Raw genomic sequence first — 24,207 nt, forward strand, 5'->3', positions numbered from 1 at the left:
TGCCCCAGGGGCAGGGTGGGAGAGGATGGTTAACAAAAGGTTAACGAGACAGCGCACCTTCTGGCTTCAGACCGAAGGCGTCGGCCGCCCGGTCGCTGATGTGCCCGGCTATCGGGATTGCCGAGGTCGCGGCGGGCGAGGGCGCATTGCAGATATGGATCGTGCGGGCCGAATTGCGGATCAGGAAATCGTGCAGCAACGTGCCGTCGCGCAGGACTGCCTGCGCGCGAATACCCGGTGGATGCGGCAACAGGTCTTCCAGCTCGAGCGACGGGCAATAGCGCTGGCAGGCCTTGAGGTAATGGTGACGGAACGCCGAATTGGCGGCCTCCCCGAGCCCGGAAGAAAGATTGGCCCGCAATGTCCGCCAGAAACCGGGAAAGCGCGCCATGTCGCGTAGATCCCGCAGGTCTGCGGCAAGTTTTCCATAGCCCTCGCGTGAAAGAGACAGCACGGCATTCGGCCCTACCGTCACATATCCGCCGATCATACGGGTGAGGTGGATGCCGAGAAAGGGAAGGGCGGGGTCGGGCACCGGATAGATGAGGTGTCGCACGACATGGTCGTGCCGGGCGGCAAGGCGGAAATACTCGCCCTTGAACGGCACGATGGCGAAGTCGCCGCCGAGCCCGCACATGGCGGCGAGCCGGTCGGCCATGACGCCGGCGCAGACGACGAGGTGCCGCGTCGTGCGGATGCTGCCGTCGGCAAGCGTGATGCGAACGTCGTTCGCCCGCTCCTCGATGTTGCGCACCTCCGCCTTGCACGTCACTTGCCCGCCCAGTTCATCGACCAGCGCGGCCATGCGCCGCACGATGGCGCCGTAGTCGGCAATGCCGGTCGTCGGGCTCAGCAGCGCGCCGAGGCCGACGATATTCGGCTCGATTTCGCGCAGTTCCGCCACATCGACGCGGCGCACCGCAAGGCCATTCGTCCGCGCCCGCCCCTCCAGCGCGGCAAGGCGCTCCATTTCGACGGGCGAGGTTGCGACCAGAAGCTTGCCCGGCTGTTCATAGGCGATACCGTGCTCGGCCGAAAAGCGGAGTGTGGCCTCGAGCCCGCGACGGCAGAAATCCGCCTTGAGGCTGCCCGGCGCATAGTAGATGCCCGCATGGATGACACCGCTGTTGCGACCGGTCTGGTGCAGGGCGAGCTGGCTTTCCTTTTCGAGTACTTCGAGCGAAATGCCCGGAAAGCGGCGCAGTAGCTCATAGGCCGTCGCTATGCCGACGATGCCGCCGCCGATGATGGTGATGTCGGTCAAGTCTGCCTCCCTGCCAGCGACGTTGCCGCTCGGCCCGCGCGTCATGCCGATTGGCATTGCGCGCATTGGCAGGCCCGGTCAAGACAGAGTCGGCATGCTCGCCCTCGTGCAATCGGCCTATGCCAGGACCTTTCGCCGTAGGCCCCGTCGCATTCGTTGCGCTTTCGTGCATTCCACACCCCATTTCTGCGCGTCTGCCGGTGACGCGCAGCGAGGAAAATCGGTTGCGAGCTGTAGAGAAAGTGGCAGCATGAATAAATACAACCTGAGATTTCATTTAATATGGAGCGACCATGAGCATCCTGGGAGCGCTTCCGGAAGGTCTTGTCTGTCGCCCGATCGGGGAAGCGGATCTTGCCGGAGTTGTCGAATGTCTTGAAAGAGGCTTTCCAGATCGCCCACGCCAACACTGGCGGGACGCGCTGGCGCGCATGGCCGGGCGGCCGCTGGTGGACGACCTGCCGCGCTACGGCTATGCGCTGGAAAACAGGGAACACATTGTCGGCGTCATGCTGACGCTGTTCTTCCGCCATTCGGGCGAGGCGGGAACGCCCATCCGATGCAACCTGTCGAGCTGGGCGGTCGACGAGGATTTTCGCGCCTATGCCGGCAAGCTCGTCATGACGGCGATGCGCCGCCGCGACGTGACCTATCTCAGCATCACGCCAGCACCCGTGACCTTGAAAGTGACGGAAGCCTTGCGGTTCAAGCGGTTTGCCGACGGCCAGCACGCCTTCATGCCGATCCTCAGCCCGGCGCGACAGGGCGCACGGGTGCTGGCGGCAAGGCCGGACCTTCCCGAACTGGAGGGGCTGACGCAAAGCGAGCGCTTCATTCTCCTGGAACATGCCGCGCTTGGCTGCGATGCCCTGATCTGCCTTGAAGAAGGGGCGGTCCATCCCTTCGTCTTCAAGCAGCGGCGCGTGCTGCGCGGGCTCGTGCCATGCAGCCAGGTCATCTATTGCCGGTCGCATTAGGATCTCGGCCGCTGCGCCGGCGCGCTCGGGCGTCATTTGCTGCGAAGCGGAAGGTTGTTCGGCATCGTGGATGCCTGTGCGCCGGTGCCGGGTCTCGTCGGACGCTATTTTGCGGGGGTCGGGCCGAAATATGCCAAAGGGGCCGAACCCGCCAAGGCCGGGAAACCTCACCTCGCCTGCGCCCAGAAGGTAGAAGCTGATCCCCTCCCGCTCCGCCCGTCTTGCCACGTCGTGAAAGAGATCGGTCGTGGCGACCCGTTCGGGAAGCCTGTGGCGGCACAGCCAGTGCGAGGCGAAGACCAGCGGCTGTCCGTCCGCCAGGATCTGGTCAGCCTCGGAGAAAAGCCCGGCAATGTGGCTGCTCGAATGAGCCCGGGCGATGACCTCGCCATTGGCGGAGGTAAAGTAGAAGGGGCGTTTGCCACGCCGCCGCGCCGCCGCGATCATCAGCGCTGTGGCTGCCTGACGGTCGATTGCCGCAATGGCGAGCCCGCCGACCAAAGCCCGGGGGACCGGCGGTAGTTCCCTTGCGCTCACCGTTGCCGCTCCCTCCAGCGCAGCCTCCATATCCGAAGCCGGGCAAAGGGCAGGCGGCGTCAATAATTCTCTACCATAGGGTGTATTACTCGCAGAGCTTCCGTACTTCGCGTCTCTATCGGATTCGACCATTGAGATATCACCTCCGGTTGAATTTATATAGCATATGCTACCGAGGGAGTTAAGTCGAAGATAGGAAATTAGTTAACCTATAAAGGGTACATGCAAGAATATTCTCTTGATGATTGCATTTTGTTTTAAACGGTTACGCGAGGATTGAATGCAAAATAAAATAATATCAATGTGATATGCTGGTCTCTTACGGCCGCGCCGATGCGGCACCTGGCGCCGGCATGCCTGCGGGAAGCAAGGAGTGTCCACCGGCGTGATTAGGCCGGTGTTGTTTGCGCGCTCGCGGCGGATCTGTGCCGGAAATGCACGTAAAGAGGGTGATTCTCGCCGCCGGCGCAGAGGCGCAATGAACAGGCGTCGTCTTACCCCATTAGCGCACGGATGCGGTCCAGCAGTTCACGGGATATCGAAATGCCTTCGACAGCGCTTTTCATCCGGTTCTGGTAGCGCCGATCACCGGGCAGGCGTGCGCCCTGTTCAGAAAATCCGGCAAAAACCGTCTCTGCGTCGGCAAAGGCATCCGCTCCTCCCAGAATATCGGGGGAGAAGGCCAGCAGCAGTTCGCCATGGCACGGAGCCGCGCTGACGCCCTCATCGAAGACCTGCGATTGCCGGCTGGTGCGGTCTGCAATGAGGGGGCCGGCCATCAGTTCAATCATCGTTGCGATCGCCGAGCCCTTGTGCCCGCCAAACGGAAGCATGGCACCGGCGAGCACTTCAGCCGGATTGGTCGTTCGCTCGCCCTTCGCGTTCAATCCCCAGTGATCTGGGATATCCTGGCCATTGTTGCGGCGCATGGCGATGTCGGCGCGGGAGGCCGCCGAGGTGGCAAAATCGAACACATAAGGCGGATTGTTCTTGCGCGGCCAGGCGAAGGCGAGGGGATTGGTGCCCAGCAGACCCTTTGTGCCACCCGTTGGAGCGACCCAGGCATGGGTCGGGTTCATGGAAAGACCGACGAGGCCAGAATCGGCAATGCGTTCGACAAGCGGCCACAGCGCAGTTGAATGGAAGCCGTTGTTGACGGCAAGCAGGCCAATGCCGAGGGCTTTGGTCTTCTCGATCAGGACGGCGATGCCCCTCTCGGCGGCAAGGCATGAAAAGCCGAACCTGGCATCGACCCGCACCGCAGCCGGAGAGACGCTTTCGGGCTGCGGATCGGCCTGCTTGTTGAACTGCGGATGCGCCATCGTGTCCCGCGTCCCCGGCAGCCGTTGCAGCCCATGCGACCAGCTGCCATCGCGCTGCGCGGCGACGAGGATTGCGGCCAGTGACCGGGCTTGTGGTGCATTCAGCCCTTGCGCCACAAGAAAATCGTTCGCCAGAGCCATGAGGTCACTCTCCGGCAGCCTGATATCCAAGGTCATCGATTCCATTCCCGCTTCTCGACGCATGATCGTCCCGGACGAGCGGGACCAGTTTGACATGCCTTGTAGCACCTCAATGCGTACCGGGAAGAGGCTCGCGGGACGCGCTCACGACTATCAACGAACCGGCCTCTTGCATTATGCCGTGGGAATTACTTATCTAGGCCTGTTCTCAGGGCGGGGCGAAATTCCCCACCGGCGGTATCCGGAGCAATCCGGGAGCCCGCGAGCGCTTCCATGAGAATGGAAGGTCAGCAGATCCGGTGCGATGCCGGAGCCGACGGTTAGAGTCCGGATGGAAGAGGACATGTCTGCAGAACCGCTCTTTCGGGAGCGGGGTGCGGGTCTGTTCGCCCAAGGGATGAAACGCCGATAGCGGCAACCCTTGAAAGGCAATGAAATGGCACTCTCGAAAATTGAAGACGCAGTCGCGGCGCTCGCTCGTGGTGGCATGATCGTGGTCGTCGATGATGAAAACCGCGAAAACGAAGGCGACGTCATCGTCGCGTCCGAAGCGGTGACGCCGGAGGCGATCGCCTTCATGATGAAACATGCCCGCGGCCTCATCTGCGTGGCGATGGAGGGCGAGCGGCTCGATGCGCTCGACATCTCCCTGATGGTTCCGCAGAACACCGAATATCACAAGACGGCCTTCACCGTTTCCGTGGACTACCTGCCCGGCACGACAACGGGCATTTCCGCCGCTGATCGCGCAGCGACCGTTCTGGCGCTGATGGATCCCGCGGCGGCACCCGAAGACTTCGCGCGTCCAGGCCATATCTTCCCGCTGCGGGCCCATCCGCAGGGCGTGCGCGGGCGCCCCGGCCACACGGAAGCCGCCGTCGACCTCGCCCGCCTTGCCGGGATGGTTGCGTCGGGCGTCATCTGCGAGGTCGCCAATGACGACGGCACGATGGCCCGGCTGCCCGAACTGATCGCCTTCGCCGAGCTGCACCAGCTACCGCTCGTCACCATCGAAGACCTGATCGCCCATGTCGAGCGTCGCGCGGAAAATGCGGTGGTCAAGGCCGCGTAGTTCTCCCTCGATCTTCTTCGCAACCGCAAAGGAAGCGCCGCCCCGCCGGGCGCGGCGACGTTTCGCAACGCTGGCGATAGCGCTGGCCGTCGATCGGCCAGTCACTACGCCTAACGGCCGTGTTGCCCCGGCCGGCGCTACGCGGCAATCATGCCGATACCAACGGCCAGAGGTCTGCCATGGTATGGATCGGCACAGTGCTTCTCTTGCTGACGTCCATTGCCCTTCTCGGCAGCGGGCTGTGGAAGCGCGGCGGATTTTATGGCTTTCCGTTCCTCGCCGCGGCAATGTTTCTCACATTCGTTCTGCCGCAGATTCCCGGGCTCATCAACGACCGCTTCATGCCGCAGGACGGTGCAATGACGCGCGCCGTATTCTTCTCCTGGTTGTGCCTTGTGATGTGCGCGGTCGGCTGGGAGCTTGGCCGGCATTCTCGAATCGGCTGGGATACCGCATTCAGCGAAAAGAGGCTGCTGATCTATTCCGGTGCTCTGTCGCTCGTGGGCGCCTATTTCTTTCACAAGTTTGGCCAGCTTGCCGATGAGGAACGCTTGCGGGGCTTTCTGACGGGCACCGCGGTCGCCTATCTCTTCTTCGCCAAATTGCTGACCTATGGGCTCGCAATCGCGCTTCTTTGTTTTGCGCGCCGTCCGTCGCTGGCGGCGCTCTGGATCATTCTGTTCGACGGCATCTTTTATTTCGACCGGATCGTCATCGCCGGACGCCGCGGCGATGCGGCGGAATTGGCCCTGATGGTCGCCCTTGCCTTGTGGTTTCAGCGCCGTCGCGCTGTCCCTCGTTCCGTCGTCGCCCTGAGCCTGGTTTTTACCGTTGCCGGTTTGCTTTCCGCGGGGGAATACCGTGCGGCCACCTATTATGGCGGCGGCGAACCGGATTGGCAGGCAGTCCTTGAGATCAATCCCGCGGAAAACTGGCGCAAGCTCATCGAGGAGGGCGGCCCCGAGTTCCGCAACCTCGCCTTCTCCATGTCCTACGTGTCGGAAAACAACGCCTATGATTTCGGCGCAACCCATTGGAACACGCTGGTCCATTCCTATTTCCCCGCCCAGATTTTCGGATCCGGGCTCAAGGAATCCCTGTATATAAGTACGCCCTTGCACTATTCGCTCGATTATGAGCCGTCCGCCGGTTCGACGCCGATGGGCATGATGGATGCGTTCGGATCGTTCTCGTATTTCGGCTGCCTGAAATTTGCCCTGGTGGCGGCAGTGCTCGCGGGCATCTACGGATGCGCGATGCAGGGCAACACGGCCATGCAATTGCTCTACATGCTGTCCGCGATGCCAGCCATGCTTGTGGTGACGCATTTCACGAACGAAATCGTCATCGCCTGGCTGCACATCACGATGTTCATGCTGCCGTGCCTGCTGTTCGCGCGGATCCGCACGCCCGGCACGCAGGCTGGGCGCCGTCAGGCCGCAAGCCTGAGCAGGCTCTCGACTTCACCCACGATACGCGACTGATCGCTCATGCCGACAGAGCGCTTGCGGCCGTCCGCACCCGTGTTGCCGTCTCCCCCTCGAAGCTGGGCGAGCACGCCGCTGGCAAGGCGTTTGACATCATGGACGTCGAGGAGCGTGCCGTAGGCCGGAAGGCTGATGATTTCCCTCAGGCCGCCGTTCAGCACCGAGGCGACGACGGGCACCCCGAAAGCCATGGCCTCCACGGCCGTGTTGCCCCACGCATCCCAATCCGAATTGAACAGGAGGGTGTCGAGGCTCATGTAGAAGCTCTTCATGTCCTCCACCCAGCCGAGCCAGATTACCTTGTCGGCTATACCCAATTCCTGCGCGAGGGCCTTCAGCCGATCTTCTTCCGGACCGGTTCCGGCGATCACGAACCGGGCGGCGGGCATGACCTTGGAGACGCTTGCCGCAACGTTGAGGAAGACATCGAAACGCTTGCGCGGGATCAGCCAGCCGGCATTGCCGACGAGGGGCAGATTGCGGGGTAGGCCGAGGCTCGCCCGTGCCCTTTGTCTCTCGGTTTCTTGCGGCATGTCCGGCGCTGCAAAGGGGTTGCGGATGGTGTGGTACATCGAGGAGGCGAAGGGAGCGATGTCCACGGCCTCCGTGCGCAGGAAATCGGAGGGGTAGCTGATGGCGTCGAAGCGGGAAGACGCGATGCGGTAGAACAGGTGCCATTGCCAAGCCGGCCGGACGCCGTGATGGAAATGCATGGCCAGCAATCGCCGCCCCGCCGCAAGACGCCCGAGCGCGAACATGGCGAGAAGATTGCTCCCCGTCATGATGAGGGCATCCGCATTCTGGCTTTTCAAGGTGCGCCGCAGTTCGGGAAAGCTGCGCCAACCGAGCTTGCCCCTATAGGCAAGGCCGATCGCCTGTATGCCCGCCTCTTCCAGATAGGGGCCGAGCTTGCCGAGCGGTGTCAGGGAGACGACGCTGCATTGATGTCCCCGGCTCTGGAGACCGCGCATCAAACGGAAGGCGGATTGCTCCATGCCGCCGAGTTCCGTGCATTGCATGATGTTGACGATCTGCATTCTGGCCCCCTGCCGGGCGTTGCTCCGCCCTTTCGCATCCTAGGGCCGTTCCGTGCGGACTTTGACGCGGCTTTTTGGATGAGGGCATATGCCCTTTGCCGGATATGATACGCAGCGACCGGCCGTGCTTCTTTCCTGTTGACGGTCCCGATCCGAACCTGTTGAAACGGTCCTTCAATGCCTCCGCGCTGGCCGGGAAGGCCGTCGCCGGTGGCGGGTCTTGCCATCGCTGGATGCACTGCGTCGCACGAGCAGAAAAGGATACTTGACGATGACGACAGAACCGCGCTCTATCGCCCGGCTTTCCGTGCTCCTGCAATCCGGCGCGCTCGATCCCGTCGCGCTGGCGGAAGAAACCCTGTCCGCCATTGAGGCGCATCCGGACGCGGCCATCTTCACCTGCCTCCTGAAAGACCGGGCGATGGCGGAAGCGCAGGCCGCCAGCCGCCGGCTTCGTGAAGGCCGCTCGCTCGGCATGCTGGATGGCGTGCCGGTTGCCTGGAAGGACCTTTTCGATATCGAAGGCCTGCCGACGACCGCTGGCTCCACCGTGCTCAAGGACAGCGCGCCGGCAAGCCGCGATGCGGCGGTGGTGCGGGCGCTTTCCGGCGCCGGCATGGTCAGCGTCGGACGGGTGAACATGAGCGAATTCGCCTTTTCCGGCCTTGGTATCAATCCGCATTACGGCACGCCGCGCAACCCGGCTTCGCCCGCCGGCGAGCACCGCATTCCGGGCGGCTCCTCGTCCGGCTCTGGGGTTGCGGTCGCAGCAGGTCTTGTGCCTGTTTCCATCGGCACGGATACCGGTGGCTCGGTGCGCATTCCCGCCGCCTTCAACGGCATCGTCGGCTACAAGGCGACGCGCGGGCGCTATTCCATGGAGGGCGTCTTCCCGCTGGCAAGGAGCCTCGATTCCCTCGGTCCGCTCTGCCGCACCGTGCAGGACGCGGTCTGGATCGATGCCGCCATGCGCGGGCTGACGGCCGCCGAGGCGCTTTTACGCCCGAGCCCGACCGACCTTTCCTTCGTTGTTCCCGAGACCGTGTTCTTCGACGGGGCCGAGCCCGAAGTCGTCGCCGCGTTCGAGATGGCCGTCGAACAACTGGCGAAGGCGGGCGCACGCATCCGTCGGCAGGCGTTCCCGGAATTTTCCGCGATCTTCGACGTGATGGCAAAGCACGGCGCGCTGGTCACCGCCGAGGCTTTCGTGCTTCACCGCGAGCGCATCACCGGCCCGGCGGCGGCCGAGATCGATCCCCGCGTCGTCAAGCGCACGCTGCTCGGCGAGAAGATCACGCTCTCGGGCTATCTTGAAACGCTGGCCGTCCGCGAGGCGCTGACGGCTTCCTTCGAGGCGCAGCTCGGACCGAACGACATCCTGCTCAGCCCGACGCTTCCCCTTGTCGCGCCGCTGGTCCAGCCGCTGATCGACGACGAGGACCTGTTCTTCCAGACGAACGGCAAGACATTGCGCAACACGCTGGTCGGCAATTTCCTCGACTGGTGCGGCGTCTCGCTGCCCTGCGGCACGGGAGCGGCGGGCATGCCCGTCGGGCTCCTTCTGTCGGGGCCGAAGAACAGCGACGCGCGCGTCCTTGCCGTCGCCGCTGCGGTGGAGGGCCTCCTGGGCTGACGGCGGCCCAGTCAGGCCTTCTTCTTCAGTACCTTGACCTCCGAGCCAGCATATTGCGTCCTTGCGAATTCCTCGAAGCCGTGCTTGCGGGCGAAGTTGAGGGACGCCTCGTTGTCTTCGTCGATGATGCAGGTGATGGGGTGGCCAGGATGGGTCGCCTTGGCCCAGCCGAGCATGGCGCTCAGCGCTTCGCTGGCATAGCCGCGCCCCTGCGCCTCGGGGATCAGGCCCCAGCCGGCCTCCATCGTGTTTTCTATGCTCGGGGTCAGGGTGCGGCGCATCTCGTGAAAGCCGCCTTCGCCGATAAGCGCGCCGCTGCTCTTCTCGATGATCGCCCAGAAGCCGAAGCCCATGATGCGCCACATGCCTATCTGGCGCACGAGGCGCTGCCAGGACTGTTCGCGAGAGAGCGGCGTGCCGCCGATGAAGCGCACGACCTCGGGCATGGCCCACATCGCCGTCATCGCGCCGAGGTCGTCAGGCCGGAAATCACGCAGGAGAAGGCGTTCGGTCTCGATTACGGGAATGTCTGTCATTATGCTGTCACGATGTATCGCTGTGATTGAGTTTGCATCAGATTTCGCACCCTTTCGGTGCGGTCATCCGCTATAGAAAGCAAACAGGCCAGGCGTCCAATTGATTTTACCGATGAGGGACTATTTGCCGGGAACAATGTGACCAAGTGGTTACTGACGGTCCTGCTGTATGGCAATGCCCTTCAGGATGGCCTTGACGATGAGGCCATGTTCGGCGAGCGTCGGCGCTTCGCCGGATGTCCGCAAATGGCCTTCCGTGCAGACCAGCCAGAACCTGCAAATCCCGGGGAAACGCATGCCCAATCATCTGTTCGACGCCTTCGCCAATGCGATCACCGCACCGCAAGCCGTTTTCATCGAAACGCCGGAAGGGGGCGTGTGGACCTTTGCGGATGCGCTGGGTTTGTCGGCGCGCCTTGCCAATGTGCTGGTCGAACGTGGCGTGACGCCGGGTGACCGTGTTGCGGTGCAGGTGGAAAAGAGCGCCGAGGCGCTGGTGCTCTATCTGGCGTGCCTGCGCTGCGGTGCGGTCTACCTGCCGCTCAACACCGGCTATACGGTCGCCGAGCTCGACTATTTCTTCGGCGATGCAAGGCCTGCGCTGGTCGTTGCGACGCCAAAGGATGCGGACAAGCTTGCAGCCGTCGTCAGCGCCTGCGGCGCGGTGCTCGAAACCCTGGACGATACGGGCGGCGGCACGCTGATGGCGCGCGCGCAGGAGGCCGGCAATACGTTCAGCGATGTCGACCGCGGACCGGCCGATCTTGCCGCCATCCTCTATACCTCCGGCACCACCGGGCGCTCCAAGGGCGCCATGCTCAGCCATGACAATCTGCTGTCAAACGCGCGGACGCTGAAGGACAGCTGGCGCTTTACCGCTGCCGATCGCCTCATCCACGCGCTGCCGATCTTCCACACCCATGGCCTGTTCGTCGCCAGCAATGTCACGCTGATTTCCGGCGCGTCGATGTTCCTGTTGCCGAAGTTCGACCTCGAGCGGATCGTTGCGCTTCTGCCGCGGGCAACGGTGCTGATGGGCGTGCCGACATTCTATGTCCGCCTGTGCGAGGACGCGCGGGTGAACCGTGAGAGCACGGCGGCCATGCGGCTGTTCATCTCCGGCTCCGCACCGCTTCTGAGCGAGACCCACCGCACGTTCCGGGAAAAGACGGGGCATGCCATCCTGGAACGCTACGGCATGACGGAAACCAACATGAACACTTCCAACCCCTACGACGGAGACAGGATCGCCGGCACGGTCGGGCCTGCCTTGCCGGGCGTTGTCGTTCGTGTCGTGGACATGGCGACCGGCGACGCGTTGCCGGCCGGGGAAACGGGGATGCTGGAGGTCAAGGGGCCGAACGTGTTTCAGGGCTACTGGAACATGCCGGAAAAGACCAAGGCTGAATTCCGCGACGACGGCTTCTTCATCACCGGTGATCTCGGCATCATCGACGAGCGGGGCTATGTCCACATCGTCGGGCGCGGGAAAGATCTGGTGATTTCCGGCGGCTACAACATCTACCCGAAGGAAGTCGAGACCGAGCTTGACCAGATAGACGGCGTTTTCGAGAGCGCTGTCTTCGGTGTTCCGCACAGGGATTTCGGCGAGGGCGTGACGGCTGCGGTTGTCGTAAAGCCCGGTGCGTCGCTCGTCGAGAAGGATATGCTCGCCATGCTGGGCGAACGGCTCGCGCGCTACAAATTGCCCAAGCGGATTCTCATCGTCGACGAACTGCCGCGCAACACGATGGGCAAGGTGCAGAAGAACCTGCTGCGCGATCTCCACCAGCATCTCTACGACTGATCTCAAAGAGGCGGCGTCAGGATGCGCCGGCTTCTGTCAGGAAATAGATATTGCGCGCAATATGCATTATTTTCTAGGCTTGTGCGGCGGCGAGCGAACGGGATTCTTGCGACAATGACGGACGGCATTCTTGAGCCTTCAATCGCTTCGAGAAAGCGATCTCTCTACGAGGAACTGCATGAGCGGTTGAAGAGCGACATTTCGCAAGGCCGCGTTCCTGCGGGCATTGTCCTGACCGAAGGCCCGTTGGCCGAGATTTTGGGAAGCAGCCGTGCGCCGGTTCGTCAAGCGCTTCAGCTTCTCGCCGAAGACGGCCTGATCAGCCGCTTCGAGGGTAGGGGATTTGTCGTCGGGCCTGCCGGAACGCCGGCGCGGCGGGTGGATCTTGCCGAAAGCCTCGGCCATCTCAGCCAGGCGCAGGACCGGCCGATGTTCGCCTGGCAGGCCTTGTACGAGGATGTCGAGCGGGTGGTCGTCAATCGCTCTTTTTTCGGCCGGTTCCGCATCAGCGAGATCGAACTGGCAAGGCATTACGGCGTCGGCAGGACCGTCGCGCGCGACGTGCTGCTCAAGCTCGAATCCCTTGGCATCATCGAGAAGGACGAGAGCTTCCGCTGGGCGATCGTTCCCTTGGGTGAGCAGCGCATAGCCGACCTCTACGAAATGCGCGAATATATCGAGCCGGCGGCGCTGGCCCACGCGATGGACGCTCTTTCCGACGAGTGGATCGATCGGATGCTGTCGCGGCTTTCCCAGTCGCTTGCGGCCTATCCGAACGTATCGGCCGCCGAAATGTACGATCTGGAACTCGATCTTCACGTGCGCAGCATCGAGCCGTGCCCGAACAAGGAGTTGCTCAAGGTCCTGCAGCGCACCCATTGCGTCCTCACCCTCAACAAGCATGTGCTCGGCATCCAGATGGAAATGCCGGAATACGAGCCTTTCCTGGCCGAGCATATCGCTGTTTTCCGCATGATGCGGCGGCGGGATCGGGAAGGACTGGTGCTGGCCATGCGCAGCCATATCCGTGCCTCGCAGCCCAAGGTGGTCGAGCGGGCGGAAACGGTGCGCAGAACCTGCCGGCCTGACGCCACCAGCTTCATCATCTGAGTGGCTCAAAATAATGACTATTGCAGGCAATATTCCGACGTGTTAGGTGCCATCAGCTGGTTTGCGATGCGCGTGAAGGCACCAGAACGCCTTGCCGGCAGGGTTTCATATGAAGGAAGGTTTGGCGATGCTTTTGTCCCAGGTGAGGAATTCCGACAGCACCATCTCGGTCGTCTGCCGCGAGGACGGCGGCAAGGGTCGTGTTGTACAGGGCGCGTCCAGCGTCCATGCGCTCGCGCTTGAAGCTGCCGATAGCGGCCGCTCCCTGAAGGCCGTTATCGACGCCAGGGGTCTCGGAGACGAGGTCGATCTGGAAGAGGCCTATGCGGCCGGTCGTCTTCTGTCCCCGATCACTCACCCGGATGCCGCGCACCTGCATTTGACCGGCACGGGCCTCACTCATCTCGGCTCGGCCGCAACACGCGATTCCATGCACAAGAAGACGACGGAAGCCGCCGAAGAGACTTTGACGGACTCGATGAAGATGTTCCGCATGGGCCTTGAGAACGGCAAGCCGAAGGCCGGCGAAAAGGGCGTGCAGCCCGAATGGTTCTACAAGGGCAACGGCACGCAAGCCGTCGCGCCGGGCGCCGCGCTCACCTCGCCATCCTTTGCGCTCGATGGTGGTGAGGAGCCGGAAATGGCGGGCATCTATGTCATCGCCGCAGACGGTTCGCCCTTCCGCATCGGTTTTGCCGTGTCGAACGAGTTTTCCGATCACGTGACGGAACGCATCAACTATCTCTACCTTGCCCATTCGAAGCTGCGGCAGGCAAGCTTCGGACCTGAAATCCGGGTCGGTGCGGCCCCCGACGATATCCGTGGCTTCTCGCGCATCATCCGTGCCGGCGAAGTTTTGTGGGAAAAGCCCTTCGTCTCGGGCGAGGCGAACATGTCGCACACCTTCGCCAACCTCGAATACCACCACTTCAAGTACGGGCTGTTCCGCGCGCCCGGCGACATCCACGTCCACATGTTCGGCACCGCCACGCTGTCCTTCGGTGACGGCATCCGCACGCAGGAGGGTGACGTGTTCGAGATCGGCGCGGACGGTTTCGGTCTGCCGCTGCGCAATCCCCTTGCCGTCGCCGGAGAAGAAGAGATCGTCGTCCGCCAGTTGTAGTCACACCGTGTCACGCGGGCGGCTCAATGTCGCCTGCGGTCGCACGGCAATCTCGATGGTGGAGGCGCTGCAAGGCCCTGCGCGAGCCAATGAAATTGGCCAGAAGGATTTTAGGGTTTGTTTCCACATGTAGGTTAGCCTTGACTGGCACACCAGATAGTGGGGCGTCCTATGCTGAGAGTTATTTCGTGCCTGGCGTACGAACACGACTATACCTTCGTCATTGCGGCGGCGATCGTATGTGTCATGACCTCGGTGATGACAGTGCGCCTTTTCGATCGTGCCGGGCGTATCCCGTCCGGTCGGCGCCTCTCCTGGATCGTGCTGTCCGGCATGGCGGGGGGCGCAGCGATCTGGACGACCCATTTCGTCGCGATGCTGGGTTTCCAGATTCCCGTAGATCATGCATTCCATGTGGGGCTGACGATCGCCTCGCTGGTGATTGCAATCGGAGCTACGGCTTGCGGTTTTTATCTGGCCGTTGAGCCGCCCAGGAGCCTGCCCGCCGAGACTGGCGGTCTCGTGACGGGCGTCGGCATTGTTGCGATGCACTTTGTCGGAATGGCTGGACTGAACAGCGCCGGCCGCATCGAGTGGGATGGCAACCTCGTCTTCGCATCGGTGATGTTTGCACTCGGCTTCGGCGCTCTGACCGTCCATTTGCTCGCAAGATACACAGCCGGCTGGAGCCGGCCGATGGCAATGCTCAGTCTTGTGCTGGGCATCTGTACGATGCATTTCACGGCAATGGGGGCGGCGACCCTGGTGCCGGACCCATCCGTCGCCGTCTCACCCAATGCCGTGCCGAACGAATTCCTCGCCGTGCTTATCCTGGCGACGATGGCGGTTGTTGCGGGCCTGATCCTCTATGTGATGGACACACGCTCGCAGCGCGAGCTGATCGAGAGCTTCCGGCATGCGGCGCGGCATGATCCGCTGACCGGCTTGCCGAACCGCGCCTTCCTGTCCGAATACCTGCCCGCCATCCTGATGCAGGAGCAGCAATTCGGAAAGCTGACGGCCGTCCTCGTCATCGATCTCGATCGGTTCAAGGATATCAACGACGTCCACGGGCATCATGCCGGCGATCTGCTGTTGCAGACGCTGGCCGAACGGTTCGCGCTGTGTCTGAGACCGGATGAACTGGTCTCCCGCGTCGGTGGCGACGAGTTTATCGCCATCAAGCAACAGGTCATGGACCGGGCCGCGGTGGATGAATTCGCGCGCCGTCTGGTTGCCTGCGTTCATGCGCCGGTGCAATGCGGTGCCACCGCGCTGTCGGTGGGTGCAAGCGTCGGCATCAGTCTTTCCCCCAGGGATTCCGGGCTGGCGGAAGAGCTTTTGGGCAGGGCTGATCTCGCCATGTACCGGGCGAAGCGGTCGCTTGGCGACACGATCTGCTACTATGAACCGTCGATGGATGAAGGCCGCCGCGAACGCAGCTCGCTTGCCATGGAGCTGCGCTACGCCATCGAGCGCGATCAGTTCGAACTCTATTACCAGCCGCAGCTCGACATCCGTACCGGCCAGATTCGGGGATATGAGGCCCTGTTGCGGTGGAAGCACCACACGCGCGGCTTCGTCCCGCCGTCCGAGTTCATCCCGATTGCCGAGGAGACAGGCCTGATCATCCCGATCGGTGAATGGGTGCTGCGCACGGCCTGCGCCGAGGTGGCAGGATGGGCCAAGCCCTACGGGATCGCCGTGAATATCGCATCCGCGCAATTGACCCAGGCGAACCTTCCAAAGATCGTGCACGAGACCCTGATCGCCACCGGACTGTCGGCATCGCGGCTCGAACTGGAAATCACCGAAGCCAGCCTCATCGAGGACCGCGACCGCACCCTGCATGTCATCCGCCAGTTGAAGGCGCTGGGCGTCACGATAGCCATGGACGATTTCGGCACGGGTTATTCTTCGTTGTCGACCTTGCAGACCTTTCCCTTCGACAAGGTCAAGCTCGACCGCTCCTTCATCGAGGGGGTAACGACGAACGAGATTTCGGCGGCGATCGTGAAGGCGACGATCCTACTGGCGGCCAGCCTGCGCATGTCGGTCATCGCGGAGGGGGTCGAGCGGCAGGAACAGGCCGATTTCCTGCAAGCCGAAGGCTGTGCGGAGGCTCAGGGGTTCCTTTATGGCAGGCCCCAGCCGGTGGGGAATATCGCAGACGAGGTGGGCCGGCCGAAAGTAGCGGCAGGCACGCCCGCGCCCGATCCGGCGGAACTGAGCGCCCGCCTACTCTCACGGCAACTGCCGCCGCGCTGGGCGCCCATCCACTGATGCCGTTCCGGCTGCCTCAGTCCGCTGCCGCGTTGCGGCCGAAGGACAACAGCTCGCGGGTATAGGCCTCGGCCGGCGCACGGATGACGTCCTCCGTCTGGCCGAATTCGATGATGTCGCCCCGGCGCATGACGAGGAGCGTATCGGAAATGTGGGCGACGACCTTCAGGTTGTGGGTCACGAAGAGCATCGAGAGGCCACGGCTTTCCTTCAAGTCCGACAGAAGATTGAGAATCTGCGCCTGCACGGAGACGTCGAGCGCCGAGGTCGGCTCGTCGAGAATGAGGAGGGTGGGCTCCAGCGCTAGCGCCCGGGCGATGGCCACGCGCTGGGCCTGGCCGCCGGAGAGTTCGCGCGCACGCCGGTCGAGGAAGTCCGCCGGCAGGCCGCAGTCGGAGAGGAGACCCGCGATCTTCTCGCGCATGGCGGGGCCTTGCCGCTCGCCGGCAGCCAGCAAGGGCTCGGCAAGGATCTCGGCGATGGTGAGGCGGGGGCTCAGCGAGAGGAACGGGTTCTGCGAGACGACGCCGATCTTCCGGCGCGCCTGGCGCAGTGCATCGCCCTTCAACGCCAGCCAGTCCTGATCGTCAAGGCGGACCGTTCCGCTCTCCACCGGCAGCAGGCGCAGGATGGCGCGCAACAGGCTCGTCTTGCCCGAACCGCTTTCCCCGACGATGCCGAGGGTCTCCCCCCGTGCAAGCCGGAAGCTCGCGCCGTTGACGGCAGGTTTCGGGCGCGGCGCGAAAAGGCCGGCGCGGTAGCGGATGACGAGCCTGTCGACGTTGAGCATCGGGGTGGATGTCATGCCGCGTCCTCCGGCAGGTGGCACAGCCAGCGATGGGCGGCACTGGCACGCTCCGGCGGCGGTTCGGCCGCGCAGACCGGCATGGCACTCGGACAGCGCGGGGCGAAGGCGCAGCCGGGTATCGCAACGCGCGGCGGCGGAATGGAGCCCTCGATGGCGGCAAGGCGCGCGCCATGCGGGCCGGCATCGGGCAGGGCCGCAAGCAGGGCGCGCGTATAGGGGTGGCCGGGGCTTTGCAGCACCGCCTTGACCGGCCCTGTCTCCACGGAGCGTCCGGCATAGAGCACCGTTGCGCGGTCGCAGGCCTCCGCAATCACGTCCATATCATGGGTGATCATCAGCACGGTCAGGCCGCGCTCGGCGACCAGCTTGCGCAGAAGCGCGAGAACCTGCGCGCCGACGGACACATCGAGCGCCGTCGTCGGCTCGTCGGCGATCAGGAAATCGGCGCCGGTTGCCAACGCTTGCGCGATCACCACGCGCTGCTGCATGCCGCCCGACAGCTGGTGCGGATAGCTTTTCAGCACCCGTTCCGGATCGGGAAGGCCGGTTGCGGCAAGGAGGGCGGTTGCTTCCGCGCGGCGGGCCGCCCGCGGCATGTCGCGATGGGCGCGGATCACGTCGTCCATCTGGCGGGCGATGGAGAGCACCGGGTTCAACGCTGCCGCCGGGTCCTGCGAAATCAGTCCGATCCGCCGGCCGCGCAGGCGCACTGCATTGTCGCGCAGGTCCTCGCCATCGAAATGGAAGCGGTCGGCGGTGATGCGCGCGCCCTTCGGCACGAGACCGAGAACGGCCATGCCGGTCATGGTCTTGCCGCAGCCGGATTCGCCGATGACGCCATGGATCTCGCCGCGCTCGATTTCGAGGTTGACCGCGCGCACCGCATGCACGTCGCCCTCCGGCGTCGGAATGCTGACGGAGAGGTTCCTGATATCAAGCAGAGGCACGGGCAGCACCTCGCTTGTGGTCGCGCAGGGCATCGCCGAGTACGCTGAAGGCGAGAGCGATGATGAAGATCGTCATGCCGGGCATGGCCGAATACCACCAGCGCGCGGGGAAGAATTTCCGGCCCGCATCGACCATCTGGCCCCAGTCCGCGATGGGCGGCAGCACGCCGAGGCCAAGGAAGGAGAGGGCGGCGGCGGTGAGCAGCGCCGGCCCGACGTCGAGCGCCGCCTGCACGGTGAGCGGCCGACCGGTGGCGGGCAGGATGTGGCGCAGAATGATGCGCGGATGCGAAACGCCGGAAAGCCGCGCCGCTTCGACATAGGGCTGGCCGCGCAGCACCAGCACTTCCGCCCGGGCAAGCCGGGCATACCAGGGCCACCAGGTCACGGCGACGGCGATGATGCTGTTGAGGAAGCCCGGCCCCAGCGCCGCCGCCATCAGGACGGCGAGCAGCAGTGCCGGGAAAGCGAGGAAGACATCGGTGCAGCGCATCAGCGCCTCGTCTACCCAGCCGCCGAAATAGCCGGCCGCAAGACCGACGGGCAGGCCGATCATGAGCGAGAAGGCGACGATCAGCACGCCATTCGTCAGCGAGACGCGGGTGCCGTAGATGATGCGGCTGAGGATATCGCGGCCGAGATGATCGGTGCCAAGCCAGTAGTCGGCCGACGGCGGCGAGAGTTTCGCCACGACATTCGGTGCGCCGGCGCCCTGCGCAGGATAGGGCGCGATCCACGGTGCGAAGACGGCCAGGACAACGAAGAGGACGACGATGCCAAGGGCGATCGTGCCCGGCCAGCCGAGACGGTGAACGAGTTTTTTCATGATAGCGCCACCCGCGGGTCGACCAGGGCCTGGGCAATGTCGATCAGGAGGTTCATCACGACATAACAGATCGTCACCACCATGGTGACAGCGGCAATGACAGGGAAGTCCTTGGCGAGGATCGCCTCGGAGACGTAGCGGCCGAGACCGGGCCAGGCAAAGATGATCTCGACCAGCACCGCGCCGGTCAGCGCATAGGCGAAGGAAAGGCCGATCACCGTCAGCGCCGGGCCCATGGCGTTGGGCAGCGCATGGCCGAACAGGATGCGCGGTTCGGAAAGACCGAGCGCGCGGGCGGCGACGACATGGCGGCGCTCGAGGATTTCGATCATCGCCGAACGGGTCAGCCGCATGGCTACGCCGGCCGGATAGGAGGCGAGCGTCAGCGCGGGCAGGATGAGATGGGTCAGTGCGTTGCCGAAGGCGTCGAGCCGCCCGGCGAGAAGCGCATCGATCAGGACGAAGTTGGTGACAGCGGGGAACGGCGCGGCGATCGCTATTTCCCGCGACAGGCGGCCGGACAGCGGCAGGATGCCGAGCCATTGCGCGAAGATCAGTTGCAGGATCATGGCAAAGAAGAAGGTGGGCATGGCGACGGCGGCGATGGAGCCCAGACTGCCGAGCCTGTCTGCCCATCTGCCCTGTCGTGCGGCGGCGAGCACGCCGAGCGGAATGCCGAGGAGAAGCGCAAGGCCGGTGGAGAACACCGCAAGCTCAAGCGTCGCGGGAAGATAGGCCTTCAGGTCTTCGGCGATCAGTCGGCGCGACTTGTAGGAAACGCCGAAATCGCCGGAGGCCATTGCACCGGCGAAGGTGACGAACCGGGCGGGAAGGGGCGCGTCGAGATTGAGTTCGACACGCGCCTTCTCGATCTGTTCGGCCGTCGGGCGCGGGCCGGCATAGAGCGCGGCCGGATCCGATGGAACCACCTGCGCCACGATGAAGACCAGAAAGGTCACGCCCACCACCACGAAGGCGGAGAGGATCATGCGGCGCAGGATGTAGCGTAAGAGTTCCATCAGACCCCGGGAGCGCTAGCGGCTCAGTTCGTTGACGAAGTTGACATGGCCATAGGCCGGATTGTCGGCATAGCCCTTGATGTCCGCGCGGATGACATGGACGTTCGGCCGATCCAGCATGAAGACGGCGGCCGCCTCCTCGATGATCGTGCGCTGGGCTTCGATGAAGAGTCTTTCGGCTCGGGCGCGGTCGGTGCCGGAGAGCTTGGCGGCCTCGTCGATCTTGGCATCGACTTCCGGGTTGGAATAGTAGCCGAGGTTGAAGTTCGGCTTTTCCTCGCTGTGGAACAGGCTGAAGAGATAGTCGTAGGGCGTGACGAAGGTCGGCCACCAGAGCATCACGAAGATGTCCTGCGCAGCTTCCGGGTTGGACTTGCCGAGCTGCCACTGGGCTTCCCAGGCCATGGGCTGGAGCGTCAGGTTGATGCCGAGGGTCTCGAGGTTGGCCTTCCAAAGTTCGCCGGCCACGGCGGCAAGCACCTGGGTGGTGGAATAGGTCATCACCAGTTCGAGGCCGGGCTCTACGCCCTCCTCGGCAAGCAGCGCCTTGGCGGCTTCAAGGTCGGTGTTCGGGATCGGTGCATTGGCATCGTGGCCCCAGATGCCGGCGGGCACGACGCCCTTGGCGCGGGTGCCGAGGCCCATCGTGCCGGCGGCGATCACGTCGTCATAGGGGAAGGCGAGCGACAGGGCCTGGCGTACCTTCGCCTTGTCGAGCGGCGCACGCTTGACGTTGTAGAGGCCGAACAGCGTCTCGAAGGAGGGATTGGAAACCACGCGCAGCTCAGGATTGGACTCCATCGCCTCGAGGTTCTCGTACGGGATGGAGTAGGTCCAGTCGGCCTGGCCGCTTTCGATCATGTTCTGGGCGAGCGTCGTGTCCTCGATGATTTCGAAGGTGACGGTCTGGAAACCACCCTCCGGCACCTTGCCCCAGTAGCCTTCCACCCGGTCGAGAACCGCGCGCTGGCCGGGCTCGTAACGGGAAATCCTGAAGGCGCCGGTGCCGGCGTCGTTGCCGGCGTTGAACCAGGCATTGTCCTTGTCGTGCGAGGATGGTGCATAGATCCAGCCGGCAAAGCCGGCGGAGGCGATCAGGTCGAGCGGCTGCGGCTCGGAAAGCACGAAGACCACTTTCAGCGGTTCCGGTGTCTCGATGGCGGTGACCGGTCCCCAGATGAAGGAAGCGCCGCCGCCGATCTTCTTGGTGCGCTCGATGGAACCCTTCACGGCTTCGGAGGTCAGCGCGCTGCCGTCATGGAACTTGACGCCGTCGCGCAGGGTGAAGGTCCAGCTCTTGCCGTCGGCGCTCACTTCCCACGAAGTGGCAAGCAGGGGCTCGATCCTGGCTTCCGCCGTTTCCGTCCCCGGGATGTAGCGCGTCAGGCCTTCGTAGACGTTCGCGAGCACCGCGCCGTCGTTCGAGAAGGACGTTGCCGGGTCAAGGTCGGGGAAGCTGGTCGGAGAGGCGATGGTGAAGATGCTGCCGGTGCCCTGCGCCATGGCGAAATTCCAGCTTGCGCTGGTGGTTGCAAGGGCGGCAAGAGCGGCGGTTTTCATAAAATTGCGGCGGTTCATGTCGGTCTCCCGTGAAAGGTTCGTGTGGCGCGGACGGTCAGGCGTCTTCTTCGTATTGCGGCACCGCGGGGGCGTCGGCGGAAATACCCATCGGCACGAAATCGAAATCATAGCCGAAGGCCCGCGGGCCGACGGAGGCAAGCGCGATCTCGCTGCGCAGCAGCACGGGTGCCGGCATGGAGAGCACGTCGATGCGCAGGCCGTAGCGCAGCTCTTCCGTGCCGATGGCGCGGCCGGTCTCCGAATCCACGATGCAGATCAGGTCCGGCACCATGGTGATGATCTTCTCGCCCTCACGCGCGATAAGATATTCGTTCTGGATCTCGACGGTCAGCGTGCGTCCGGCATCTCCGTCGAGCCCTGCTACGGTCAGCTTGCCGCGGGTAAAGCCAGCCATGACGCGCCGGCCGATATCGGTAACCTTGCCGCGCATCAGGCGCACGCCGCCGGACTGCTGGAGGATGGCCTCCACCGGATCCTGCTTGGCGGCACGGGCCGACAGCACCGCATCGCCGAGGCTCCAGGCCTGGCTCGTCGTGTGCGGCACGCCGAAGCGTCGCACGAAATCGCCCGACATCGGCGCCGTCGTCATCAGCGCCGTACAGCCCATGGCGATGGTGCTGGCGCGCAGCAGCTTTTCCAGCATCTTCGGCGTGGTCGCCTCGGTGACGACAAGAACGTTGCCGTCCGCATCCGCCAGCGCTGCCGGTTGGACCGGCTGACCGTGGATGAAGAAGGTCGTCATCTGCACTTCGGGGAAGGCGCGGCCCATGCCGTCGGCATCCACCACCGGCAGGTCGACCATGGCCGCCGTCAGCATCGGCGCGATGCCGTTGCCGCCACCGACCTCGTCGCCGAGGAGCGCATCGATCTTGCGGCCCATATGGCGTTCCAGCGCGTGCAGCAAGCGGACGCCCTCGCCGCCCTCGGCGATCTTCTCGATGCCGACGGTCGGCGCGCCGATGCCGCCGATACCGATGATCTGCGCGTCCGGGTCCACATCGGCCGGGCGCACCATGCGGATGCGCTTGCCTTCACGCAGGAGCGCCTTGGCGCGCAGCAGGCCGTGATAGGTGCTGCCGCCGCCGCCGGTGCCGAGAATGCCGCAGCCGATCGCGATGCGGTCGATATCCGCCTCGGTGAGCGTCCAGTACTTCATGCCCGCAGTTCTCCAATGACTTTCGCCGCGATGCGCACGGCATTGCCGGGCAGGTAGGCCAGCGGCGTTTCCTCGATTTCGGCAAGCGTCACGGTCTCTTCAGCCGCACCGGCCTCGACGGCACGGGCGCGCGCTTCCGCCACGACGGATTCCAGCGCGATCTCGCGGCTGGTCCCTTCGAGCGAAACCACGCTGTCGACTTCGCCGGAGACCTGCGCGATGGCCGCGCCGATCGCGTTGGCCGAGCCGAAATGATCCGGCTTCAGTGAAACGGACGTGCCGTCCAGCAGCCCATGGACCAGCACCGAACCGCCGCCGACCAGGATGGCCGGGATCGGCTCGGCGCTCGGCTTCATCCGGTCGAGCACCGTCTCGATGCTCGCCTTGATCTGCGCCTGCATCTGCTGGGCGAATTCGGGTGTGATATGGGCAAGGCGGCTGCGATCGCCGAGATCGACGAGGCCGGCCGCGACCGCGATGTCGGTCGCCGTCAGCGTGTCGCCGCCGAAGCACAGCGCCTTTTCCGGCAGGCGGAAGCCGACGGAGTCAGGACCGACGGTCGGCGCGTCGCCGGGGCGCACGATGCTGCCGCCGCCGAGGCCGAAGGAATAGACGTCGGGCACGCGGAAATTGGTCGGTACGCCGCCGATCATCGCGCCTTCGCTGCGGGTGCGCGGGAAGCCGGCGACCAGCATGCCGATGTCGGTGGTGGTGCCGCCGATGTCGATCACCGCGGCGTCGGTAAGCCCGGTGAGGAAAGCTGCGCCGCGCATGGAGTTCGTTGGGCCGGAAGCAATGGTGAAGACCGGATAGCGCTCGGCGAAATCGGCCGCCATCAGCGTGCCGTCGTTCTGCGTGAGATAGAGCGGGCAGTCGAGGCCGAGTGCGGCAAAGGCCGTGCGGAAGGCGCCGACGGTGTCGCGGCCGAGCTTGTGAAGGCTGGCATTGAGGATCGTGGCGTTCTCGCGCGGCAGCAGGCCGGTGCGGCCGACGCGGTGCGACAGGCTGATCGCGGCCCCCGGCATTTCCTCGGCGACGATCTCTGCCGCCTCGTTTTCCATGCGCGGATCGACAAGGGCGAAGACGGAGCAGATGGCAATGGCCGAAATGCCGCGGGCTTGCCAGTCGCGGCAGGCCGCACGGATCGCCGGGCCGTCGAGCGGTGCGATTTCCGAGCCGTCATAGTTGACGCCACCACCAACTAGCGCCGCGCCGCCGTCGACCGTGGGGCGCAGGCTGTCCGGCCAGTCGATCATCGGAGGCAACGAGCGCGTTGCCGTGCCGCAAAGCCGGAGCACGCCGACCTTTTCGAGATGCCTGCCTTCGACGACGGCGTTGAGGAAATGCGTGGTGCCGATCATGACGGCATCGACCGCGCCGGCCGCGACGCCGGCCTGCGAAAGGACCGTGCGGATCGCCGCACCGACGCCCGAGGTCACGTCCGCTGTGGTCGAGGACTTCACCGTCGCCAGAACCTCGTTGCCGCGCAACAGCGCCGCATCCGTATTGGTTCCGCCCACATCCACCCCAATGCGCAGCAT

19 protein-coding genes, 1 pseudogene and 1 riboswitch are annotated in these 24,207 nt (G+C 64.2%); of the genes and pseudogenes, 8 read left to right on the forward strand and 12 right to left on the reverse strand.

All coding sequences use genetic code 11. The features are described from left to right. Positions 1-40 precede the first annotated feature (40 nt). Positions 41-1,264, reverse strand: a complete 1,224-nt coding sequence (gene lhgO, locus WA950_RS20210; RefSeq protein ID WP_424553514.1) for an L-2-hydroxyglutarate oxidase — start codon at positions 1,262-1,264, stop codon at positions 41-43. Positions 1,265-1,557: 293 nt separating this feature from the next. Between lhgO and WA950_RS20215 the strand changes: the two genes are divergently transcribed. Further along, a complete protein-coding gene (locus tag WA950_RS20215) occupies positions 1,558-2,241 on the forward strand; it encodes a hypothetical protein (RefSeq protein WP_424553610.1) in 684 nt (227 codons plus the stop codon). A gap of 234 nt (positions 2,242-2,475) precedes the next feature. Here the strand turns inward: WA950_RS20215 and WA950_RS20220 are convergent. Together WA950_RS20220 and WA950_RS20225 are read right to left on the reverse strand one after the other, a co-directional pair. After that, positions 2,476-2,910, reverse strand: a pseudogene (locus tag WA950_RS20220) (hypothetical protein); the annotation flags it as partial. A gap of 362 nt (positions 2,911-3,272) precedes the next feature. Next, the gene (locus tag WA950_RS20225; RefSeq protein ID WP_424553515.1) at positions 3,273-4,277 is read right to left on the reverse strand and encodes an Ldh family oxidoreductase; all 1,005 of its coding nucleotides are present in this window, start codon (positions 4,275-4,277) and stop codon (positions 3,273-3,275) included. A 164-nt stretch (positions 4,278-4,441) separates the two neighbouring features. Next, a riboswitch (FMN riboswitch) is annotated at positions 4,442-4,588 on the forward strand. Positions 4,589-4,677: 89 nt separating this feature from the next. Between WA950_RS20225 and ribB the strand changes: the two genes are divergently transcribed. Further along, positions 4,678-5,313: a 3,4-dihydroxy-2-butanone-4-phosphate synthase gene (gene ribB, locus WA950_RS20230; RefSeq protein WP_424553516.1), complete on the forward strand. Its 636-nt coding sequence runs from the start codon at positions 4,678-4,680 to the stop codon at positions 5,311-5,313. Between the two features lie 179 nt (positions 5,314-5,492). Then, a complete protein-coding gene (locus WA950_RS20235) occupies positions 5,493-6,797 on the forward strand; it encodes a hypothetical protein (RefSeq protein WP_424553517.1) in 1,305 nt (434 codons plus the stop codon). Here WA950_RS20235 and WA950_RS20240 read toward each other — a convergent pair. Continuing rightward, positions 6,746-7,837: a glycosyltransferase gene (locus tag WA950_RS20240; protein WP_424553518.1), complete on the reverse strand. Its 1,092-nt coding sequence runs from the start codon at positions 7,835-7,837 to the stop codon at positions 6,746-6,748. The genes WA950_RS20235 and WA950_RS20240 overlap by 52 nt on opposite strands. Positions 7,838-8,108: 271 nt before the next feature. On the opposite strand from WA950_RS20240, the gene WA950_RS20245 reads away from it, so the two are divergent. Beyond that, positions 8,109-9,470, forward strand: a complete 1,362-nt coding sequence (locus tag WA950_RS20245; protein ID WP_424553519.1) for an amidase — start codon at positions 8,109-8,111, stop codon at positions 9,468-9,470. An 11-nt stretch (positions 9,471-9,481) separates the two neighbouring features. Here the strand turns inward: WA950_RS20245 and WA950_RS20250 are convergent, their stop codons facing one another. Further along, positions 9,482-10,006, reverse strand: a complete 525-nt coding sequence (locus tag WA950_RS20250) for a GNAT family N-acetyltransferase (protein WP_424553520.1) — start codon at positions 10,004-10,006, stop codon at positions 9,482-9,484. Positions 10,007-10,301: 295 nt separating this feature from the next. Between WA950_RS20250 and WA950_RS20255 the strand changes: the two genes are divergently transcribed. From WA950_RS20255 to WA950_RS20270, 4 genes are all read left to right on the forward strand, one after another. Then, the gene (locus WA950_RS20255; protein ID WP_424553521.1) at positions 10,302-11,813 is read left to right on the forward strand and encodes a malonate--CoA ligase; all 1,512 of its coding nucleotides are present in this window, start codon (positions 10,302-10,304) and stop codon (positions 11,811-11,813) included. A gap of 114 nt (positions 11,814-11,927) precedes the next feature. Next, positions 11,928-12,923 carry a GntR family transcriptional regulator gene (locus WA950_RS20260; RefSeq protein ID WP_424553522.1) on the forward strand — a complete coding sequence of 332 codons (996 nt, stop codon included), beginning with the start codon at positions 11,928-11,930 and terminating at the stop codon, positions 12,921-12,923. 127 nt (positions 12,924-13,050) lie between these two features. Further along, positions 13,051-14,046, forward strand: coding sequence for an AraD1 family protein (gene araD1, locus WA950_RS20265; RefSeq protein WP_424553523.1), 996 nt, complete (start codon positions 13,051-13,053; stop codon positions 14,044-14,046). Between the two features lie 171 nt (positions 14,047-14,217). Then, positions 14,218-16,329: a putative bifunctional diguanylate cyclase/phosphodiesterase gene (locus WA950_RS20270; protein WP_424553524.1), complete on the forward strand. Its 2,112-nt coding sequence runs from the start codon at positions 14,218-14,220 to the stop codon at positions 16,327-16,329. Between the two features lie 16 nt (positions 16,330-16,345). On the opposite strand, the gene WA950_RS20275 is transcribed toward WA950_RS20270, so the two are convergent. From WA950_RS20275 to WA950_RS20305, 7 genes are read right to left on the reverse strand one after another with little or no spacing between them, the layout of a single operon-like run. After that, on the reverse strand, positions 16,346-17,134 hold the full coding sequence (locus WA950_RS20275; protein ID WP_424553525.1) for an ABC transporter ATP-binding protein: 789 nt from the start codon (positions 17,132-17,134) through the stop codon (positions 16,346-16,348). Next, positions 17,131-18,084, reverse strand: coding sequence for an ABC transporter ATP-binding protein (locus WA950_RS20280; RefSeq protein ID WP_424553526.1), 954 nt, complete (start codon positions 18,082-18,084; stop codon positions 17,131-17,133). The genes WA950_RS20275 and WA950_RS20280 overlap by 4 nt, the downstream gene beginning before the upstream one ends. Then, entirely contained in the window at positions 18,071-18,910 is an 840-nt protein-coding gene (locus WA950_RS20285) for an ABC transporter permease (protein WP_424553527.1), read from the reverse strand. The genes WA950_RS20280 and WA950_RS20285 overlap by 14 nt, the downstream gene beginning before the upstream one ends. Further along, positions 18,907-19,929, reverse strand: a complete 1,023-nt coding sequence (locus WA950_RS20290) for an ABC transporter permease (RefSeq protein WP_424553528.1) — start codon at positions 19,927-19,929, stop codon at positions 18,907-18,909. Before WA950_RS20290 ends, WA950_RS20285 begins: the two co-directional genes overlap by 4 nt. 15 nt (positions 19,930-19,944) lie before the next feature. Then, positions 19,945-21,507 carry an ABC transporter substrate-binding protein gene (locus WA950_RS20295; protein WP_424553529.1) on the reverse strand — a complete coding sequence of 521 codons (1,563 nt, stop codon included), beginning with the start codon at positions 21,505-21,507 and terminating at the stop codon, positions 19,945-19,947. A 37-nt stretch (positions 21,508-21,544) separates the two neighbouring features. Then, positions 21,545-22,666 carry a DUF917 domain-containing protein gene (locus tag WA950_RS20300; protein ID WP_424553530.1) on the reverse strand — a complete coding sequence of 374 codons (1,122 nt, stop codon included), beginning with the start codon at positions 22,664-22,666 and terminating at the stop codon, positions 21,545-21,547. Next, entirely contained in the window at positions 22,663-24,207 is a 1,545-nt protein-coding gene (locus WA950_RS20305) for a hydantoinase/oxoprolinase N-terminal domain-containing protein (RefSeq protein ID WP_424553531.1), read from the reverse strand. The genes WA950_RS20300 and WA950_RS20305 overlap by 4 nt, the downstream gene beginning before the upstream one ends.

It is taken from the genome of Shinella sp. (assembly GCF_049651085.1).
GTDB lineage: Bacteria > Pseudomonadota > Alphaproteobacteria > Rhizobiales > Rhizobiaceae > Shinella.

Coding starts and splice junctions, on each gene's coding strand:
- WA950_RS20285 (WP_424553527.1), bottom strand. CDS start 18,910: ATGAAAAAACTCGTTCACCGTCTCGGCTGGCCGGGCACGATCGCCCTT.
- WA950_RS20290 (WP_424553528.1), bottom strand. CDS start 19,929: ATGGAACTCTTACGCTACATCCTGCGCCGCATGATCCTCTCCGCCTTC.
- WA950_RS20305 (WP_424553531.1), bottom strand. CDS start 24,207: ATGCTGCGCATTGGGGTGGATGTGGGCGGAACCAATACGGATGCGGCG.
- ribB (WP_424553516.1), top strand. CDS start 4,678: ATGGCACTCTCGAAAATTGAAGACGCAGTCGCGGCGCTCGCTCGTGGT.
- WA950_RS20215 (WP_424553610.1), top strand. CDS start 1,558: ATGAGCATCCTGGGAGCGCTTCCGGAAGGTCTTGTCTGTCGCCCGATC.
- araD1 (WP_424553523.1), top strand. CDS start 13,051: ATGCTTTTGTCCCAGGTGAGGAATTCCGACAGCACCATCTCGGTCGTC.
- WA950_RS20260 (WP_424553522.1), top strand. CDS start 11,928: ATGACGGACGGCATTCTTGAGCCTTCAATCGCTTCGAGAAAGCGATCT.
- WA950_RS20225 (WP_424553515.1), bottom strand. CDS start 4,277: ATGACCTTGGATATCAGGCTGCCGGAGAGTGACCTCATGGCTCTGGCG.
- WA950_RS20295 (WP_424553529.1), bottom strand. CDS start 21,507: ATGAACCGCCGCAATTTTATGAAAACCGCCGCTCTTGCCGCCCTTGCA.
- WA950_RS20245 (WP_424553519.1), top strand. CDS start 8,109: ATGACGACAGAACCGCGCTCTATCGCCCGGCTTTCCGTGCTCCTGCAA.
- WA950_RS20270 (WP_424553524.1), top strand. CDS start 14,218: ATGCTGAGAGTTATTTCGTGCCTGGCGTACGAACACGACTATACCTTC.
- WA950_RS20300 (WP_424553530.1), bottom strand. CDS start 22,666: ATGAAGTACTGGACGCTCACCGAGGCGGATATCGACCGCATCGCGATC.
- WA950_RS20240 (WP_424553518.1), bottom strand. CDS start 7,837: ATGCAGATCGTCAACATCATGCAATGCACGGAACTCGGCGGCATGGAG.
- WA950_RS20275 (WP_424553525.1), bottom strand. CDS start 17,134: ATGACATCCACCCCGATGCTCAACGTCGACAGGCTCGTCATCCGCTAC.
- WA950_RS20250 (WP_424553520.1), bottom strand. CDS start 10,006: ATGACAGACATTCCCGTAATCGAGACCGAACGCCTTCTCCTGCGTGAT.
- WA950_RS20235 (WP_424553517.1), top strand. CDS start 5,493: ATGGTATGGATCGGCACAGTGCTTCTCTTGCTGACGTCCATTGCCCTT.
- WA950_RS20255 (WP_424553521.1), top strand. CDS start 10,302: ATGCCCAATCATCTGTTCGACGCCTTCGCCAATGCGATCACCGCACCG.